The organism is Photobacterium sp. GB-50, assembly GCF_003026755.1.
Classification (GTDB): Bacteria; Pseudomonadota; Gammaproteobacteria; order Enterobacterales; family Vibrionaceae; genus Photobacterium.
Window position 1 is genome coordinate 166351 of the sequence record NZ_PYNX01000001.1, and the last position, 18226, is coordinate 184576.

The window sequence follows — 18226 nt, forward strand, 5'->3', positions numbered from 1 at the left end:
CTTAGTTATTAAAATGGCTAATTAGTCATCTTCACGCTCAATTTCACGTGCAACTTTCTTACCGTTAATAATGACACCTTCAACCTCAACGTATTGTCCATGTAACGTCTCTAATGTTAAAAAGTCTTCAAACTCGGTATAAGCATCAACATAGAATGTTTCACCAGCCATCCTAAAATGCTCATCCCCTACTGAGGTTACATAGCCTTCACGATCAAATTCACGCCAGTTGCCTGTTTCACCGCCAAAGCCACGTTCAAATTCAATCTCTTTAGCAACACCATTAAACGCTGTAACTTCAACCAGTTCGCCTGCAGCTAAATGTGCTTTAGTTCCGTCTTCAAAGCGCGTTAGTGCATTAACAATAAAGCGCCCACGTGCATTTAATTCAAATTGGGATTTATCACTATTTACCCAAGTGACAATACCTTCAATTTCATGATCATCATCAAAGTCATCATACGTTTCTACTTCCACTTCACTTGCATGAAACTCATCATTAATCATTTGGCCTTTAACTTCGACCCACTGACCATTCATCAATTTGGCATTATCTTCGATGACGTAAGGGGTAAAGAAAACTTTTGTAGTAGCGCCTAGTTTAAAGGTTTGCGTGTTTTGATCTAAACCGCTCAAACGACCTTCAATTTCATATTGACCCGCAACATCTTCTTGTTCGATTTTTACAACCGACAATACTTTATATCCAAGACCATCCGCAGTGGCTTGTGGCAGTGAAGACACCATAACCCAATCATGTAATTCAATGTGGCGATCTAATGCAAAAGATAACGTCACACCATTCACTACAAATGTTTTACGATCTGCACTAATTGTTGTGACTACACCCACCATTGTCGGCTCAACAGAAACAACAGCACCGCTTCTGGATAACATTGAAACTTCAACCATCATATCAGGTTTAAGGCTAGTGATAGGTAGCACTTGAGAGCCATACTTAACTTGCTCTACCTTGTAACTATGACCATTCACATTAATAGTGTTGTAATCATAGTCCACACTCTTAATAGTACCTTGTGCTGCTGTAGGCTTAATATCAACAACAGGTGGTGGAGTCGGTTTACTCTCATCACTACCACCGCCGCCGCCGCAACCAGAAAGAGCAACACCAATCACTACCGCTAAGAGCAATTTTTTCATCAACTAACCTTTATAATTATGAATGTTGTTTTATTGAAAACTATATTAATATTACCTCTGTGAAATATTCGTGAAAAACATAAGGCCAAACGTGAAAATACTCATTGCTGATGATAATGACCAAATCGTTGAAACAATCTCTGACTATCTAGAGCTTGAAGGCAATATTGTTGACTGTGCTTACCACGGTGAAAGTGCGCTTAAATTAATTAAAGATAATTATTATGACGTGATTATCATGGATATCATGATGCCTAAATTGGATGGTATTTCGACCGTTGCTAAAATTCGGAATGAGCTTTTTTGCGGCGCGCCAATTCTTTTCCTTACGGCGAAAGATACACTCGACGATAAAATCGCAGCCTTTAAAGCCGGTGGCGATGATTACCTTCTAAAGCCATTTGCGATGGAAGAGCTGTCTCTTCGAATAAAGGCACTCGCTAATCGTGGTCAGCGTAAAGATATTGGATTGCTAAGCTATGCAGATATTCAAATAAACAACCAAACAGATGAAGTACGTAGAGAAAACCACATAATAAAATTAAATCGTACTCAACTAAAGATATTAAAATTATTGGTTCAACATGCACCTAATGTTGTCACTAGACAGCAAATAATAGAAACCATTTGGGGAGAAGAATCGCCCTGTAGTGATGCATTACGAAGTCATATTTATGGTTTACGCAACGCCATTGACAAAGGTTTTTCTGAATCACGATTAGAGACAATTCATGGACAAGGCTACCGTATCAAAGCTGCATAAATATCCAAGTCTTTACCAAAAGGTTGGACTTAGTGTCAGTGTCATGGCATTCAGTATGTTCGTACTCTTTTGGATCGTCATTTATATTGCAGAAAATCGATTAGAAGTAATTAGTCTTCATCACTGGTTAGATAAGGAATCTTCCCAGTACCAAATTGATTATAAGAAAATGGGCGAAAAAGCCCCTCTTCCCAACAATAGTGAATTTAAAAGTTATTGGAGCCAAAATTCGTTACCCGATTGGCTTAAACCATACCGTAGACCCGGATTTTATGAACACCTCCGCGGTACTGAAGATAAACACTTTATTGTCTTTAAACACCCATCAGGAAAAGGCTTTATGTATGTTGTGTACCAAGATGATGCTGATGATTACTTAGATGAGTTTGAAAATAGCTTACACTACTTCACTTTTATTTTCGGCGTATTGTTATCACTATTAATGGGCGGATATAGTTTTTATTTTATTCGTTCGCTATCGCATCCATTTGAACAAATTAAACATAAGATCGGTCAAATGCAGCCAGATCATACTGAGTTTACTATTGATACCCAATACAATGAAACACGCGCAATTGAACAAGCGTTATTAGATAGTAAACGTGAGATCTCACATTACTTTCAGCGAGAGCAAGAATTCAGCCGGTTTGCATCGCATGAGTTACGTACGCCTATTATGATTATTCAGGGCTCGGCAGAGCTGCTTGATAAGGTTCCTAATCAACCCATGATTGCAAAAAAGGCGATCAACCGTTTACACCAAGCCAGTGAGGATATGAAAATTCTCACAGAAACTTTTTTGTTATTAGGAAAGCAGCATATAGAGCCGCAACATTTTGTCGTTTGTGATATAGAAGACGAATTAAGTAAGCAGCTTACGGTTATGAAACCTTTATTTGCTAAACAAGATACCAATTATCAGCTGACGCTTTCATGTAACACCCCGATCAGTGCACCACTCAGTTTCATCACCATTATTATTAACAATCTAATAAAAAATGCATTTAGTTATAGCGTTGGTGACATTATTATTAAGTTAAACAAAAATACGCTAATGATTACTAACCGTCATGATGGTAATGAGATCTATAATCAAGGCTATGGGTGTGGTTTAGTTATTGTGCAACGGATCTGTGAAAGGATGAATTGGCCTTACCATATAACCAATGACAATGTCAGCTTTACCGTTAGCGTCATATTTTTACCGCCAAATAATTAAGGAATAATTAATGGCAAAATATATCAAATCGCTAAGTTTTATCATGTTAATCGCAACCATGTTTGGATGCACAACAGGTAAACCCAACAATATTGAAGCAGTAACACCTTTTGTGCTTAATAAATACTTGGGAACGTGGCATGAAATAGCAAGAATGGATCATAGCTTTGAGCGTGATTTAGACTATGTCACTGCAACTTACAGTATGAATGAAGATGGCAGCGTAAAAGTCGTTAATCGTGGATTTAACACTCAGTTAAAAGAATGGAAAGAAGCCATTGGTAAAGCCAAATTTGTAGAAGATGATAATGTTGGCTACCTTAAAGTCTCTTTCTTTGGCCCTTTTTATGGCAGCTATATTATTTTTTATTTAGAGCCAGACTATTCAACCGCGCTGATCAGCAGTTACAACTACGATTACTTCTGGTTATTATCTCGTCACAAGCAAATAAGCCCACAGCAATTAGAACGTTATATCAACATTGCTAAAAAAGCAGGTTTCGATACAGATAAGCTGATATATCCAAAACAATAAACAAAAAGCCACATAATGCTGTGGCTTTTTGTTAAATCCGGATCTTACTGTTAGCCCAAACCTGTGCCTCATCTAATGGCATAGGTTTAGCAAAATAATAGCCTTGGCAAATATCGATACCACACTGTTCAACAAACTGTTTTTCTTGTTCCGTCTCAATGCCTTCTGCAACCAGAACACAGCCCGTTACTTCACTGATCTTAGCTAACAATTGGTAAAGGTTCTTTTCTCGCTCATTTTGCGTATTCAATAACAACGATCTATCAAGTTTTACCTTATCGAAGTTAAATTTAAGTAAATGCGGGAACGACGCGTAACCCGAGCCAAAGTCATCGATAGCAACAGTGATCCCTAATGCTTGTAGTGCATCTATATTTTTAGAAATCTGCTTATCTTCAGTGATAATAGCTTCTTCTGTGATCTCAACTTCTAAATTTTCTGGGTCAATATTATAAAAGCGTAAGCGCTCCATGATCAGATAAATAATTGCAGGATCAGCAATACTCTCAGCTGAAATATTCACCGATACTTTACAGCCATTAGCTAGAGGCATACTTTGCATATCATTTAAAACGAGATCGATAACCATCTGATCCAATTGTTTAATTGCACCAAGCTGATAAAAATCATTAATAAAGATTGGCGGATTTAGTTTACCCGTTTTATCTTTATAACGAACTAGCGCCTCAAAAGATAATTTCGTCGCATTAGTTACGTTTACCTGTGGCTGATAATGCATCAAAAACTCACCGTTATTAAGCATATGATTAACCCGACGGCTTATATCATGCTTACTCACATAACTACCCATCATTTTGTTTATATCACCTAAGAAGGTTTTAAATGTTGAGCTTTCTAATTCTGACTGTCGGCTCATCGTCATGTTATTTTGACGACTTCGCCCAACATAATTCAAATAAAACGGACGATAAATCATCACGCCAAGTGTTATCACCACAAACTGTAGAACAACGCCACCAATACTATTTTGGGTCGCAATATAGCCACTTAACAATGGCGGTGTCATCCAGTCAACAATCGTACCAACATGATTTACCAAGCCTAATGATATCGCGCTATAAACCACAACAAAACTAGCTAACGGTACACACACAAAAGGCACAATTAATATTGGATTAAATATAATAGGCAAACCAAACAGTAATAACTCATTAATATTAAAGATCACTAATGGTATCGCAGATATTGCTAACGTGATGTGGCGACGATCTTTTGAAAACAATAAAATACATAGCAAAAGGCTGATCGTGTTTCCAGAGCCCCCCATTGATAAAAATGCATCATAAAAACCTTGCCCTAAGACATTTAACGGTGCATCTCCAGCTTGCCATGCTGCAATGTTTAATTGTGTGTTTTCAAAAAGTTGCTGCTTTGCGCGAAATAAAAAGTTATGCCCATTAATACCAACAGCACCCAATAACCCCAAGATAAATTGGTATGCAAGACCGCCTAAAAAAGTTAATGGATTTAACGTTATAAATTGGCTCGCACCTGTACTAAAAGCGAGGAAACTTTCCATTAACTTTGCGAGTGCAAGTGTCATCAATAGAAAAGCAAAAAAGTGAGCCACTTGTATATAAAGTGTTTTCACAAAATCTAAACGAGACGGATCAAGTGGAAATAAACGAAACGACACGCAACAGATTGCTGAAATAATAGCCGTCAGTAACGCAATCAGAGGATTATTAGGTAATCCTGTATTTGCCGCAACAAGATCATTAGGCACCGAAATCGCAATGTACATAAGCAATGAATACGGCACAACAACCATAGCATTGACACCATGTTTCGTTGAAATGTAATAGCTTGTGATAATACACAACGTAATAGGATAAATACCTATTAGTAAATCTGAGAAATAGAAAAACGTACTCGCAGCTTGTGTTAATCCTGCAATATTTAAGGAGTGACCAACAAATATGGTTATTGCGTTACAAATCGTTAATGGCAATAACAATAAAAAGACAATCGATATATCTTTAATATAGTTGTTGTAATATGACTTAATTGACGCCATTTTCCACATAACGATAAAAGCTATTCTAGGGGGGATAATCGCGCGATTATATATATGAAAAGCTTTTCATCAATAATAAAACTGTTAAAAATAGTAACAGAAATTAGCGTCTCTATTTATATCATTACACTACTATTTTTAAACATTATAAAAATAAAAAAAGCCATAATATCGACTACTATGGCTTTAATTTTATTTGATTTTACGCGTATTCTTTTTCAAATTTAGCCATAAAATCAACTAATGCTTGAACACCTTCTAATGGCATCGCATTGTAGATTGATGCACGCATCCCCCCCACTGCACGATGTCCTTTCAATGCTTTTAAACCAGCCAAATCTGCTTGCTCTAAAAATAAGTTATCCAACTCAGCATTTTGTAATTGAAACGGCACATTCATAATTGAACGATTATCACTGTGTACTTCGTTGATATAAAAGTCAGAGTGATCAACAAAGTCATACAGTAATTTAGCTTTAGCGAGATTACGCTCTTCCATCGCTTCTACCCCACCAACAGCTTTTAGCCATTTAAAGACTTCAGCAGCTAAGTACCATGCAAATGTTGGGGGTGTATTAAACATTGACTCTTTTTCTACCAAAACCGTGTAATCAAGAATACTTGGTAGAATAGATTTAGCTTTACCAAGCAAATCATCACGTACAATAACAATCGTTAAGCCAGCAGGGCCAATGTTCTTTTGCGCACCGGCGTAAATTACACCGTATTTTGATACATCAATCTTACGCGATAAAATTGTTGATGACATATCAGCCACAATGGGTTTATCCGTCTGAGGTAAATCACGGATTTCAATGCCATCAATCGTTTCATTTGGACAAAAATGCACAAATGCCGCATCGTCAGAGAGTGGCCATTGTGAAGCTGGTAGTACTGCCTTTTTTCCGTCTTTTTCACAGGTAATATCAATCGCATTTGGCTGGCAATATTTCTTTGCTTCTTCAATCGCACTGTGCGCCCAGAAGCCACCATCCATATAATCAGCGGTTTCTGCATCACCCAATAAATTTAACGGTACAGCGGCAAACTGTCCACGTGCACCACCATGGCAGAACAGCACATGGTAGTTAGCAGGAATATTCAAAAGATCGCGTAAATCTTGTTCTGATTGTGCAGCAACAGCAAGAAATTCTTTACTACGGTGGCTGACTTCCATCACAGAAGTACCTAAACCATTCCAGTTAATCAATTCTTGTTGAGCTTTAGCGAGAACATCTGCGGGGATCATTGCGGGTCCTGCGCAAAAGTTATAAACCTTATCCATAATTTTGACTTTGCTCCTGCTTGGGGAAATAAAATAAATGCCTATTGCTTCATAAAGCTAATAACACCAAACACATAACGTTTTTAGCATTATAAAACAACATAAGAGAAAACATTGCCACGACAGCAAATGTCAATCCTTTGTTTTTACACCTTTATTAAGCAACTTAAAAGTTTTTATTATAAATTGCTAGCTTGATGAATAAACAAAGTACAAAAAGCCTACCAACAAAAAAATGATGCGCAGATGAATATTTGGAATAATTGAATTTTCCTGAAATATTTCGAATACGACAACGTAGATTTATTCAAAAACTCACGTATTGAGCGTTTTAATAACTATATTGATACATTCTTAATAAAAGCAAAATACGAGATAAAAAAATGGCGACTACTCTAGGAGTAATCGCCATCTCATCAACAAGTTAAGATAACTTATTCTTGTTCAGTTGAATCATCAGAGCTGGTATCAGTTGCTGGCAGCTGCTGTGCATTTTCTACAGCTTCGCCTTTAACTAATTCCGCATCTTCAATTAATTCTTCTTCTGGTTCATCAATACGTTGAAGGCCAACAACTTTCTCGCCTTCAGAAGTACGAATAAGCGTTACACCTTGAGTGTTACGACCAACACGACTTACTTCAGAAACACGAGTACGAACTAGCGTACCAGCGTTAGTGATCATCATGAATTCATCGCCGTCTTCTGCTTGAATAGCACCAACAACGCTACCATTACGCTCAGAAACCTTAATCGATACAACACCTTGCGTTGCGCGGCTCTTCGCTGGGTATTCAGCCAGTTCTGTACGCTTACCGTAACCGTTTTCAGTTACTGTTAGTACATCACCATCGTTATGAGGAACGATAAGTGAAATCACTTTATCGCCTTCAGCAAGCTTGATACCACGAACACCTGCGGCAGTACGGCCCATACCTCGAACACCGCCTTTCGCGTTGCCTTCAGCATCAATCACAGGACTTTCGTAGAAGCGAACAACTTTACCAAATGCAGAGAACAGCATGATGTCGCAGTCACCGTCAGTAACATCAACACCGATCAATGAATCACCTTCACGTAGATTAACGGCAATAATACCGGCACTACGAGGACGACTAAAGTCAGTTAATGGTGTTTTCTTCACTGTACCGTCAGCGGTTGCCATAAAGACGAACTTGTCTTCTGTGTATTCACGTACTGGAAGAATAGCGGTGATACGCTCATTTTCTTCAAGAGGTAGAATGTTCACAATTGGCTTACCACGTGCAGTACGGCTTGCTAATGGTAATTGATATACCTTCAGCCAGTACATACGGCCACGACTAGAGAAACATAAAATCGTATCGTGAGTATTAGCAACTAACAGACGCTCAATGAAGTCTTCTTCCTTCATACGCGTTGCAGCTTTACCTTTACCACCACGACGCTGTGCTTCATAGTCGCTTAAAACTTGATACTTAACGTAACCTTCATGAGATAGCGTTACAACAACATCTTCTTGAGTGATTAAATCTTCTAAATCGATGTCGTGGCTAGCAGCAGTGATCTCAGTACGACGTTCATCGTTAAACTGCTCTTTAACTAGCTCTAGCTCTTCACGGATCACTTCCATCAAGCGCTCAGAGCTTGACAGGATGTACATTAGTTCCGCGATTTCATCAAGCAGTGCTTTGTACTCTTCTAAAATCTTCTCGTGCTCAAGCCCTGTTAGCTTGTGTAGACGAAGATCAAGAATCGCTTGTGCTTGCTGTTCAGTTAAGTAGTACTGATTATCACGAATACCGAATTGCTCTTCCAGCCACTCAGGACGTGCAGCATCTGTACCAGCACGCTCAAGCATTGCTGCTACATTACCAAGATCCCAGCCACGTGCAATTAAACCAGCTTTCGCTTCTGCAGGTGTTGGTGCACGGCGGATAAGCTCAATAATTTCATCAATGTTAGCCAAAGCAAGAGCAAGACCTTCAAGGATGTGTGCACGATCACGCGCTTTACGCAATTCGTAAATAGTACGACGTGTTACCACCTCACGGCGGTGATTCACGAAGCACTTCAGCATTTCTTTTAAGTTAAAGATTTTTGGCTGACCGTTATCCAGTGCAACCATGTTGATGCCGAATGTGGTTTGTAGCTGAGTTTGTGCATAAAGGTTGTTAAGTACAACTTCACCCACAGCATCACGCTTACATTCAATAACAATACGCATACCATCTTTATCAGATTCGTCACGTAGTGCACTAATGCCTTCAACTTTCTTATCTTTAACAAGCTCTGCAATCTTCTCGATTAAGCGAGCCTTGTTAACTTGGTACGGAATTTCGTGAACAACAATGGTTTCTTTACCATTCTTCTCAACTTCAATCTCCGCTTTGGCACGCATGTAAACTTTACCGCGGCCAGTATGATAAGCGTCAATAATCCCTTTACGACCGCTGATCATTGCAGCTGTCGGGAAATCTGGGCCTGGAATATATTCCATTAGCTGATCAATGGTGATGTCTTCATCATTGATGTAAGCCAAACAGCCATTGATCACTTCACCTAGATTGTGTGGCGGAATATTTGTTGCCATACCTACAGCAATACCAGAAGAGCCATTCACCAATAGGTTAGGGATCTTTGTTGGTAATACTGCAGGGATTTGCTCTGTACCATCGTAGTTTGGTACATAATCCACAGTTTCTTTATCTAGATCAGCAAGTAGTTCATGTGCGATTTTAGACATACGAACTTCGGTATAACGCATCGCAGCGGCTGAATCGCCGTCGATTGAACCAAAGTTACCCTGACCATCTACGAGCATGTAACGCAACGAGAATGGTTGGGCCATACGTACAATTGTATCGTACACAGCACTATCACCATGTGGGTGATATTTACCGATAACATCACCTACCACACGGGCAGATTTTTTATATGCTTTATTCCAGTCATTGCCTAGTACATTCATCGCGAATAAAACGCGGCGGTGTACTGGCTTAAGGCCATCACGCACATCAGGAAGAGCACGACCAACGATTACTGACATCGCATAGTCGAGGTAAGAGCTTTTCAGCTCATCTTCAATATTTATGGGCGTGATCTCTTTTGCAAGATCGCTCATGGAGCCAATATCCCTCAGGTAATTTCTGTCGTATTTTTATACGTGCAAGGCGTAAGAATATAGCATATTACAGCCCTAATAGGCACACCTTTCACGACTTATGTTGTGAGTAATTTAGCGGAAATGAAATAAAACAGAAATAAACGATGTCACAATTGTGAATTGAATATATGCACCTGTTTATAAATTACACACTATTGGAAGAACAACTCAAATCATAATGTAACTATTTTAACTTACCGAATATGTAACGATTTGTAAAAACTAGAGTGATAACTTAATTTTTTACTGTATGCGTTGCAATTGATTAATGAATCATAAGATTGAGAGTTGTCGCAACTTTTACGCCCCCAATACCCATTAAGATAGTGTGGTTACTAAACCAATATACACAATATACAATAGATAGGCAGGTTTTAGGTCAAAAATCTTATTATACGCCTACTTAATGGATGTATGAGGATACGCTGATGGGTACAGCAATAAATATAATTGGACTATCAATAGTCATTGGAAAATACATATTAATGGCAATACTCGCGACACTCACTTTTCTTGGTGGCTCTGTGAGCCCAGAGCTTATTCCTGCCACCTTAACCTCCTTTAATGATTAGTTTTGCTATCAATACATAATCAAATAGCCAAACACATCTCGTTTGGCTATTTCTTTTCTGAATCAATCACCCTTTATTTTACCGCTTTGCAACCATTCAATTATTTCGCATAATGCACAGTATCAATTAAGGAAAATGGCATCAATGTAATGAGCAAACCACTAAATGTTGATCCAGCAGAGATCAGTAAATTTGAAGATATGGCCTCTCGCTGGTGGGATCTAGAAGGTGAATTTAAACCTCTCCATCAAATTAATCCCCTTCGTCTAAATTACGTTATTGATCACGCTAATGGCCTCTTTGGCAAAAAGGTACTCGATGTCGGTTGTGGCGGTGGCATCTTAGCTGAAAGTATGGCAATTGAAGGTGCTGAAGTAACTGGTCTCGATATGGGCAAAGAACCATTAACTGTTGCTCGTTTACATGCATTAGAAACAGGGACAAAGTTAGACTACATTCAAGCAACAGCAGAAGAGCATGCTGATGAGCGTCATGGATATTATGATGTTATTACATGCATGGAAATGCTAGAGCATGTTCCTGATCCAGCATCAATAATTGCAGCCTGTGCGAGAATGGTTAAGCCGGGCGGCCACGTTTTCTTTTCAACCTTAAACCGTAATCTCAAATCTTACCTTTTTGCTATTGTTGGTGCTGAGCATGTGATGCGTATCGTTCCCAAGGGAACACATGATCATAATAAGTTCATTCGCCCTTCTGAATTAATAGCAATGATTGATAAAACAGAATTAGAAGAGCGTCATATTATCGGTTTACATTATAATCCTCTAACAAATGCTTATAGTTTAGGCTCCAATGTTGATGTGAACTATATTGTTCACACCCAAAAGCAAAGCTAACCTACATAAATGACGCTTTTAGCTTCAACATTGCGTATTCAATGTTGAAGCTCCGCTCTTGTTATTCCACCTTATGCATTTCAACTCTTCTATCAATAAACATCTCAATAACATTAGACCAATAAACTGTGTACATAGTCACTCAAAAATATCTTGTCATATCAAGGGTTACTTAGTATTTATTGATATCACTCACAACAATTTTTGAACTCCTAAAACCACTAAATTTCAACAAAAAAATATTTTTTTTCTCACTAAAATCTCACCATCCAATATTGCAATTTGCTATCTAATTGATGGCATTAGCGAGTTAAGTAAGTAGGCACTGACTTTTTTATAAAAATCCCCATCTTATCCACAGCTGGTCAAAAAATGTCATCTTGCAAAAAAAAGAAATCACCACTATCTTGTAATCACTTTGACAGCACACCCCAACATATAGTGTTTTTGTCTTACAAGAATTTTTATCAAAGATCACATTCTTTGCTAATCTACTTATAGAAAGTTGCAAAAAAAGCTCATATGCAAGGAAAACTGGGAAACTAACTAAAAATGACTCAACAACTAACAGTTACCAAGCGCGACGGCCGTACTGAAAATATCGATTTAGATAAAATCCACCGCGTAATTGAATGGGCTGCAGAAGGTTTAGAAAACGTTTCTGTATCTCAAGTAGAACTAAAGTCTCATATCCAGTTTTACGATGGTATCCGTACTGATGATATCCATGAAACAATCATCAAAGCTGCGGCGGATTTAATCTCTGAAGAGACTCCTGATTACCAATACCTTGCTGCACGCTTGGCGATTTTCCATCTACGCAAAAAAGCGTACGGTCAATTTGAGCCACCAAAGCTATATGAGCACGTTAAAAACCTTGTAGCTAAAGGTAAATACGACAGCCACTTGTTAGAAGATTACACCGCAGAAGAATTCGCAGTGATGGATACTTTTATCGATCACTGGCGCGATATGAACTTTTCATACGCAGCGGTTAAACAGCTTGAAGGTAAATACCTTGTTCAAAACCGTGTATCAGGTGAAATTTTTGAAAGTGCCCAATTCCTATACATCCTGATTGCAGCAGCTTTATTTAATAAGTATCCAAAAGAAACACGTCTTGATTACATTAAGCGTTTCTATGATGCATCATCACTATTTAAAATTTCACTACCAACACCAATTATGTCTGGTGTTCGTACGCCTACACGTCAATTTAGCTCTTGTGTACTGATTGAATGTGATGACAGCCTTGATTCTATCAATGCGACGGCAAGTTCTATTGTTCGTTACGTATCGCAGCGTGCAGGTATTGGTATTAATGCCGGCCGTATTCGTGCACTAGGCTCTGAAATTCGTGGTGGTGAAGCTTTCCATACAGGCTGTATTCCATTTTACAAATACTTCCAGACTGCTGTTAAATGCTGTTCTCAAGGCGGCGTGCGTGGTGGTGCAGCAACACTGTTCTACCCTATTTGGCACCGTGAAGTTGAATCACTGTTAGTGCTTAAAAATAACCGTGGTGTTGAAGAAAACCGTGTTCGTCATATGGATTACGGCGTTCAAATCAACAAACTGATGTACACCCGTTTGATCAAAGGCGAAAATATTTCTCTGTTTTCTCCTTCTGACGTACCAGGAATGTACGATGCATTCTTTGCTGATCAAGACGAGTTCGAGCGTTTATACCTAAAATATGAGCAAGATAGCAGCATTAAGCGTGAAACAATCAAGGCAATTGATTTGTTCTCACTACTGATGCAAGAGCGTGCGTCAACAGGTCGTATTTACATCCAAAACGTTGATCACTGTAATACACACAGCCCATTTGATCCGGCGGTTGCTCCTATTCGTCAATCTAACCTGTGTCTTGAAATCGCACTGCCGACTAAGCCACTGAACAACGTTGAAGATGAAAACGGTGAAATTGCACTGTGTACGCTGTCTGCATTTAACTTAGGTGCTATTGATAGCCTTGATGATTTAGAAGAGCTAGCAGAGCTAACTGTTCGTGCGCTTGATGCGTTATTGGATTACCAAGATTACCCACTTCCAGCAGCGCGTCGTTCAACGATGAACCGTCGTACATTAGGTGTGGGTGTGATTAACTTTGCTTACTACTTAGCGAAAAATGGTGTGCGTTACTCTGACGGCAGCGCAAATAACCTGACACACGAAGCCTTTGAAGCAATTCAATATTACTTATTGAAAGCATCTGTGAGTCTGGCTAAAGAGCAAGGTGCTTGCCCTGCCTTTAATGAGACAACCTATGCACAAGGCATTCTACCTATTGATACCTATAAAAAAGATATCAATAATATTTGTTCTGCTGAATTACGCTACGATTGGGAAACATTACGTGAAGAGATCAAAACACACGGTCTACGTAACTCAACCCTATCGGCATTAATGCCATCAGAAACATCGTCGCAAATTTCTAATGCGACAAATGGTATTGAGCCACCACGAGGTTTCGTTTCAGTTAAAGCGTCAAAAGATGGTATCCTGAAGCAAGTTGTTCCTGATTACGCTAAGTACAAAGATAACTACGAGCTACTATGGAATATCGGCAGTAACGATGGTTACCTACAACTTGTGGGTATCATGCAGAAATTTATCGACCAAGCGATCTCGGCTAACACCAATTATGATCCAAGTAAGCAAGCTGGCGGTAAAGTTCCAATGAAGCTGCTACTTAAGGATCTACTAAATGCTTACAAACTTGGTGTAAAAACCCTTTACTACCATAACACTCGTGATGGTGCCTCTGATAGTCAGGGTGATATGGCAGCGGACGATTGCACCAGTTGTAAAATTTAATTATTAAATGGGAGCCTCATGGCTCCCCTTTGATTTGAGGAAATCATGGCTTATAGTACTTTTTGTCAAACACGTAATGATCAATTAAAAGAGCCTATGTTCTTTGGTCAATCAGTGAATGTTGCTCGCTACGATCAACAAAAATTTGAAATTTTCGAAAAACTTATCGAAAAACAATTATCATTTTTCTGGCGTCCAGAAGAAGTGGACGTTTCTGGCGATCGTATTAATTACAATAACCTGCCAGATCATGAAAAGCATATTTTCATTAGTAATCTAAAATACCAAACATTACTTGATTCGATTCAAGGCCGTAGTCCTAACGTGGCACTATTACCGATTGTTTCTCTTCCTGAATTAGAAACATGGATTGAAACTTGGTCGTTCTCTGAAACAATTCACTCACGTTCTTATACGCATATTATCCGCAATATCGTTAACAACCCTTCAGTGGTTTTTGACGATATCGTCGAGAATGAGCATATTATTAAACGTGCTGGTGATATTTCTAGATACTATGATGATCTAATTACTGCTACGAATGACTACCACCGCTTTGGTGAAGGTAATCATTCTGCTAACGGTATACCATTCACAGTTAGCCTTCGTGAACTTAAGAAAAAGCTATACCTATGTCTAATGTCTGTGAACGCACTAGAAGCGATTCGTTTCTACGTAAGCTTCGCATGTTCATTTGCTTTCGCTGAACGCGAACTAATGGAAGGTAATGCAAAAATCATCAAGCTAATTGCACGTGATGAGGCGTTGCACCTAACTGGCACCCAGCACATTCTGAACTTACTACGTAATGGTCATGACGATCCTGAAATGGTCGAAATTGCTGCAGAGTGTGAGCAAGATTGCTTTGATCTTTTCAAAGCAGCAGCAGAACAAGAAAAGGAATGGGCGGACTATCTATTTAAAGATGGTTCAATGATAGGCTTAAATAAGCAAATCTTGTGTCAGTATGTAGAATATATTACCAATTTACGCATGGTTGCTGTGGGTTTACGCCCAGCCTATGAAGGCGCAACACAAAACCCAATTCCATGGATTAATTCTTGGTTATCTTCTGACAACGTACAAGTTGCACCACAAGAAGCTGAGATCAGTTCATACCTTGTGGGTCAAATTGACAACGATGTAAGTGCTGATGATCTTGGTGACTTCGAACTATGAGTCAATTAACCATTAAGGTTAATGGTGTGAAGGTTCATGGAAATACCCATGAGCCTTTACTCAAGCAACTAGAGCAAGCGGGGATTCAACCTGAATACCAGTGTCGAAATGGTATGTGTGGTGCTTGCCGTTGTAAGTTAAAACAAGGTGCTGTTGATCAACATGACGCACTCGCTTTTATTGCACCAAATGAAATATTAACCTGTCGGTCAGTCCCTAAATCAGATGTCGAAATAGAATTTGATTACCAAGTTACAACAAAGCAAGAAACAACAAAGCAAGAAACAACAAAAAAGGTAGCTCAATAATATAGAGCTACCTTTTCTTTTAGTGCTAAATCACGTTACTTATTTTTCACACACATTACGTGGTAAACACCGTCTTCAACTTCTGTCCCTTCTGTCTCATGCTCAAAGCCTGGGAATTCTTTGTCCCATACTTCAAGGCTATGAAGGTAACCAATCTGCGGGCTACTATCATCACCAAAGTTCTCACCTGACATCAACATTGGAATACCCGGTGGATATGGGATAACCGCATTGGCTGCAATACGACCTTGTAGCTTATCAGAAGGTACCATTTCAACATTATCATCAACTATCGCTTCAAACGCAGCGCGTGGCGTAATATCAGCCTTAGGTAAGGTTGAATAAGCCGCATTTAGCATTTCCGATGGCGTATGTTGTTTCAAATAGCCAAACATCTTATCACCAAGATCTTTTAAGCCTAAATGCCCATACACATCAGGATGAGCAGCAACAAGGTCCGGTAAAGCATTTTTCAGTGGCGTATTATTATCGTAGTGTGTTTTAAAGCTCAATAAGGTATTAACAAGCGTTGCCCACTTACCTTTAGTGATCCCCATTGAGAATAAGAACATAACTTGGAAGTCTGTCGTTCGAGTTGGCACTATGCCAAATCGAGTAAGATATTGTGTAACCAACGCTGCAGGTACACCTGTATCCAATAACTTACCATCATCTCCCATACCAGGTGCTAAGATGCTGACTTTAATTGGATCGAGCATACACCAATCAGCAGGCATATCTTCAAACCCATGCCATTTATCACCAGGCTTCATCACCCAGAAATCTTGATGCGTTGCTAAAAGCTCTGCCGGCGCATCTTCAAAATCATAGACTTTACCCGTATCAGGATCAGTGATCGTTTCTGCATTCCATGGTTTGAAGAACCACTCACCATCAGCAGCAAATTCTTTATGTAAACGCCCCATCGCCTGACGATAATCAATCGCTTCTTTAATTACTTCATGAGTTAAAGATTGACCTCGAGGACCATCCATTTGTGATACAGCGATATCGTTAGATGCACTAATTGCATATAACGGTGATGTTGTCGCATGCATCATGTAAGACTGATTAAAACGCTCAAAATTAATATGATCTTTACCATAGCGTACATGGATCCATGACGCCTGTGACAATGCGTTTAATAATTTATGCGTTGAGTGTGTCGCGAACACTGTTGGTGCATCAGGATCTTCTATTGGCTCACCACGCATCGCAAAGTGATCGGTATAAATAGGATTAAAACGCGCATAGCCATACCAGGCTTCATCAAAGTGAATACGATTACTACTTTCTGCTAATATATCTTGCGCACGCTTAGCGTTATAACACAAACCATCATAAGTACAGTTTGTCACCACTGCATAAGTTGCTTGTGTTCCGGCTTTAGCTTTCGTGAGTTCGCTACTTTCTGCTGATTTCTTTAAACCTTCTGGCGACATTTGATCTGGATAAATAGGACCAATAATACCGTAACGATTTCGAGTTGGTACCATGTAAACCGGTAATGCACCAGTAAGCATTAATCCCTGCTCAATAGATTTATGACAGTTTCGATCACAGATAGCGAGAGTATTTTCACGCATACAAATTTGCATAATGGTACGGTTTGCACCTGATGTACCAGTGACTAAAGAATAGGATTTATCTGCACCAAAAACTTTTGCCGCGTATTCTTCACTCTCACCAAACGCTCCCGTATGATCCAATAACGAGCCTAAAGAACCTCGCTCGATCCCCATATCAGAGCGGAATAGACCTTCCCCATAATAGTTATAGAATCGTTGACCCGCCGGTGTTTTACGGAAACCGACACCACCTTGGTGTCCAGGTGCGGCCCAAGAATACTCATGAATATCATCATATTTCATCATCGCAGATGCGAGTGGCGGCAGTAATTGCTCTCGATAACGTTCCATCGCCGCTATGGCACGACCAGCAATAAAGTCAGCCGTATCTTCTAATATCCACGCAAACTCATCAACCTGAGACATTAACTCGCGGTTAATAGTCAAGGTCACTTTTTTTCTTTCTGCCAGTAAAAATACGGGAACCCCTTCTTGGCGTTGATTTAATTTTTCAATCAACGAAAAGAACATATCGTTTTCTTCTTGTTGCTGCCCTGTCATACTTGAGGTCAGCATTAAGCAATCAATTGCTAAATTAACATTTAGAATAGAATAACAATCATCATAAGAAGAGGCGCTAAGAACGGTAATCGATTCATTTTTAAATTGTTCGACTAAACGATCAATTGCATTCGCAATAACCCCAGTTTTTTGCGAGTTATCAAAAATTAAAACTCTCTTATGTTTTCCGTAATTAAGCATATTCTGGTCCTGT

General features: G+C 39.1%; 13 protein-coding genes. 7 read left to right on the forward strand and 6 right to left on the reverse strand.

Annotated elements, in window-relative coordinates:
• Window positions 1–21: 21 nt before the first annotated feature.
• A complete protein-coding gene (locus C9J41_RS00745) occupies window positions 22–1161 on the reverse strand; it encodes a DUF5666 domain-containing protein (protein WP_107287021.1) in 1140 nt (379 codons plus the stop codon).
• A 91-nt stretch (window positions 1162–1252) separates the two neighbouring features.
• Here C9J41_RS00745 and C9J41_RS00750 point away from each other — a divergent pair, with 91 nt between their 5' ends.
• The 3 genes from C9J41_RS00750 to C9J41_RS00760 are packed head-to-tail and all read left to right on the forward strand — an operon-like array spanning window position 1253 to window position 3678.
• The gene (locus C9J41_RS00750; protein ID WP_005370856.1) at window positions 1253–1924 is read left to right on the forward strand and encodes a response regulator transcription factor; all 672 of its coding nucleotides are present in this window, start codon (window positions 1253–1255) and stop codon (window positions 1922–1924) included.
• Window positions 1893–3143, forward strand: coding sequence for a HAMP domain-containing sensor histidine kinase (locus tag C9J41_RS00755; RefSeq protein ID WP_107294090.1), 1251 nt, complete (start codon window positions 1893–1895; stop codon window positions 3141–3143). The genes C9J41_RS00750 and C9J41_RS00755 overlap by 32 nt, the downstream gene beginning before the upstream one ends.
• Before the next feature lie 10 nt (window positions 3144–3153).
• A complete protein-coding gene (locus C9J41_RS00760) occupies window positions 3154–3678 on the forward strand; it encodes a lipocalin family protein (RefSeq protein ID WP_107259492.1) in 525 nt (174 codons plus the stop codon).
• Window positions 3679–3709: 31 nt separating this feature from the next.
• Here C9J41_RS00760 and C9J41_RS00765 read toward each other — a convergent pair whose 3' ends face one another.
• From C9J41_RS00765 to C9J41_RS21765, 4 genes are all read right to left on the reverse strand, one after another.
• Window positions 3710–5725: an EAL domain-containing protein gene (locus tag C9J41_RS00765; protein WP_107294091.1), complete on the reverse strand. Its 2016-nt coding sequence runs from the start codon at window positions 5723–5725 to the stop codon at window positions 3710–3712.
• 193 nt (window positions 5726–5918) lie between these two features.
• Entirely contained in the window at window positions 5919–7001 is a 1083-nt protein-coding gene (serC, locus tag C9J41_RS00770) for a 3-phosphoserine/phosphohydroxythreonine transaminase (RefSeq protein ID WP_107287025.1), read from the reverse strand.
• Window positions 7002–7435: 434 nt separating this feature from the next.
• The gene (gene gyrA / locus C9J41_RS00775; protein WP_107294092.1) at window positions 7436–10102 is read right to left on the reverse strand and encodes a DNA topoisomerase (ATP-hydrolyzing) subunit A; all 2667 of its coding nucleotides are present in this window, start codon (window positions 10100–10102) and stop codon (window positions 7436–7438) included.
• A gap of 445 nt (window positions 10103–10547) precedes the next feature.
• A complete protein-coding gene (locus C9J41_RS21765) occupies window positions 10548–10694 on the reverse strand; it encodes a hypothetical protein (protein ID WP_158259261.1) in 147 nt (48 codons plus the stop codon).
• 171 nt (window positions 10695–10865) lie between these two features.
• On the opposite strand from C9J41_RS21765, the gene ubiG reads away from it, so the two are divergent.
• From ubiG to yfaE, 4 genes are all read left to right on the forward strand, one after another.
• On the forward strand, window positions 10866–11576 hold the full coding sequence (ubiG, locus tag C9J41_RS00780; RefSeq protein ID WP_107205692.1) for a bifunctional 2-polyprenyl-6-hydroxyphenol methylase/3-demethylubiquinol 3-O-methyltransferase UbiG: 711 nt from the start codon (window positions 10866–10868) through the stop codon (window positions 11574–11576).
• A 552-nt stretch (window positions 11577–12128) separates the two neighbouring features.
• Window positions 12129–14396 (forward strand): class 1a ribonucleoside-diphosphate reductase subunit alpha, encoded by a 2268-nt coding sequence (gene nrdA / locus C9J41_RS00785; RefSeq protein WP_107205691.1) that lies wholly within the window; start codon window positions 12129–12131, stop codon window positions 14394–14396.
• A 45-nt stretch (window positions 14397–14441) separates the two neighbouring features.
• Window positions 14442–15575, forward strand: a complete 1134-nt coding sequence (gene nrdB, locus C9J41_RS00790; RefSeq protein WP_107294093.1) for a class Ia ribonucleoside-diphosphate reductase subunit beta — start codon at window positions 14442–14444, stop codon at window positions 15573–15575.
• Complete coding sequence (yfaE, locus tag C9J41_RS00795) at window positions 15572–15883, forward strand: class I ribonucleotide reductase maintenance protein YfaE (RefSeq protein ID WP_107294094.1); 312 nt, start codon at window positions 15572–15574, stop codon at window positions 15881–15883. Before nrdB ends, yfaE begins: the two co-directional genes overlap by 4 nt.
• A 35-nt stretch (window positions 15884–15918) precedes the next feature.
• On the opposite strand, the gene adiA is transcribed toward yfaE, so the two are convergent.
• Window positions 15919–18213, reverse strand: a complete 2295-nt coding sequence (adiA, locus tag C9J41_RS00800; protein WP_107205688.1) for an arginine decarboxylase — start codon at window positions 18211–18213, stop codon at window positions 15919–15921.
• Window positions 18214–18226: the final 13 nt, after the last annotated feature.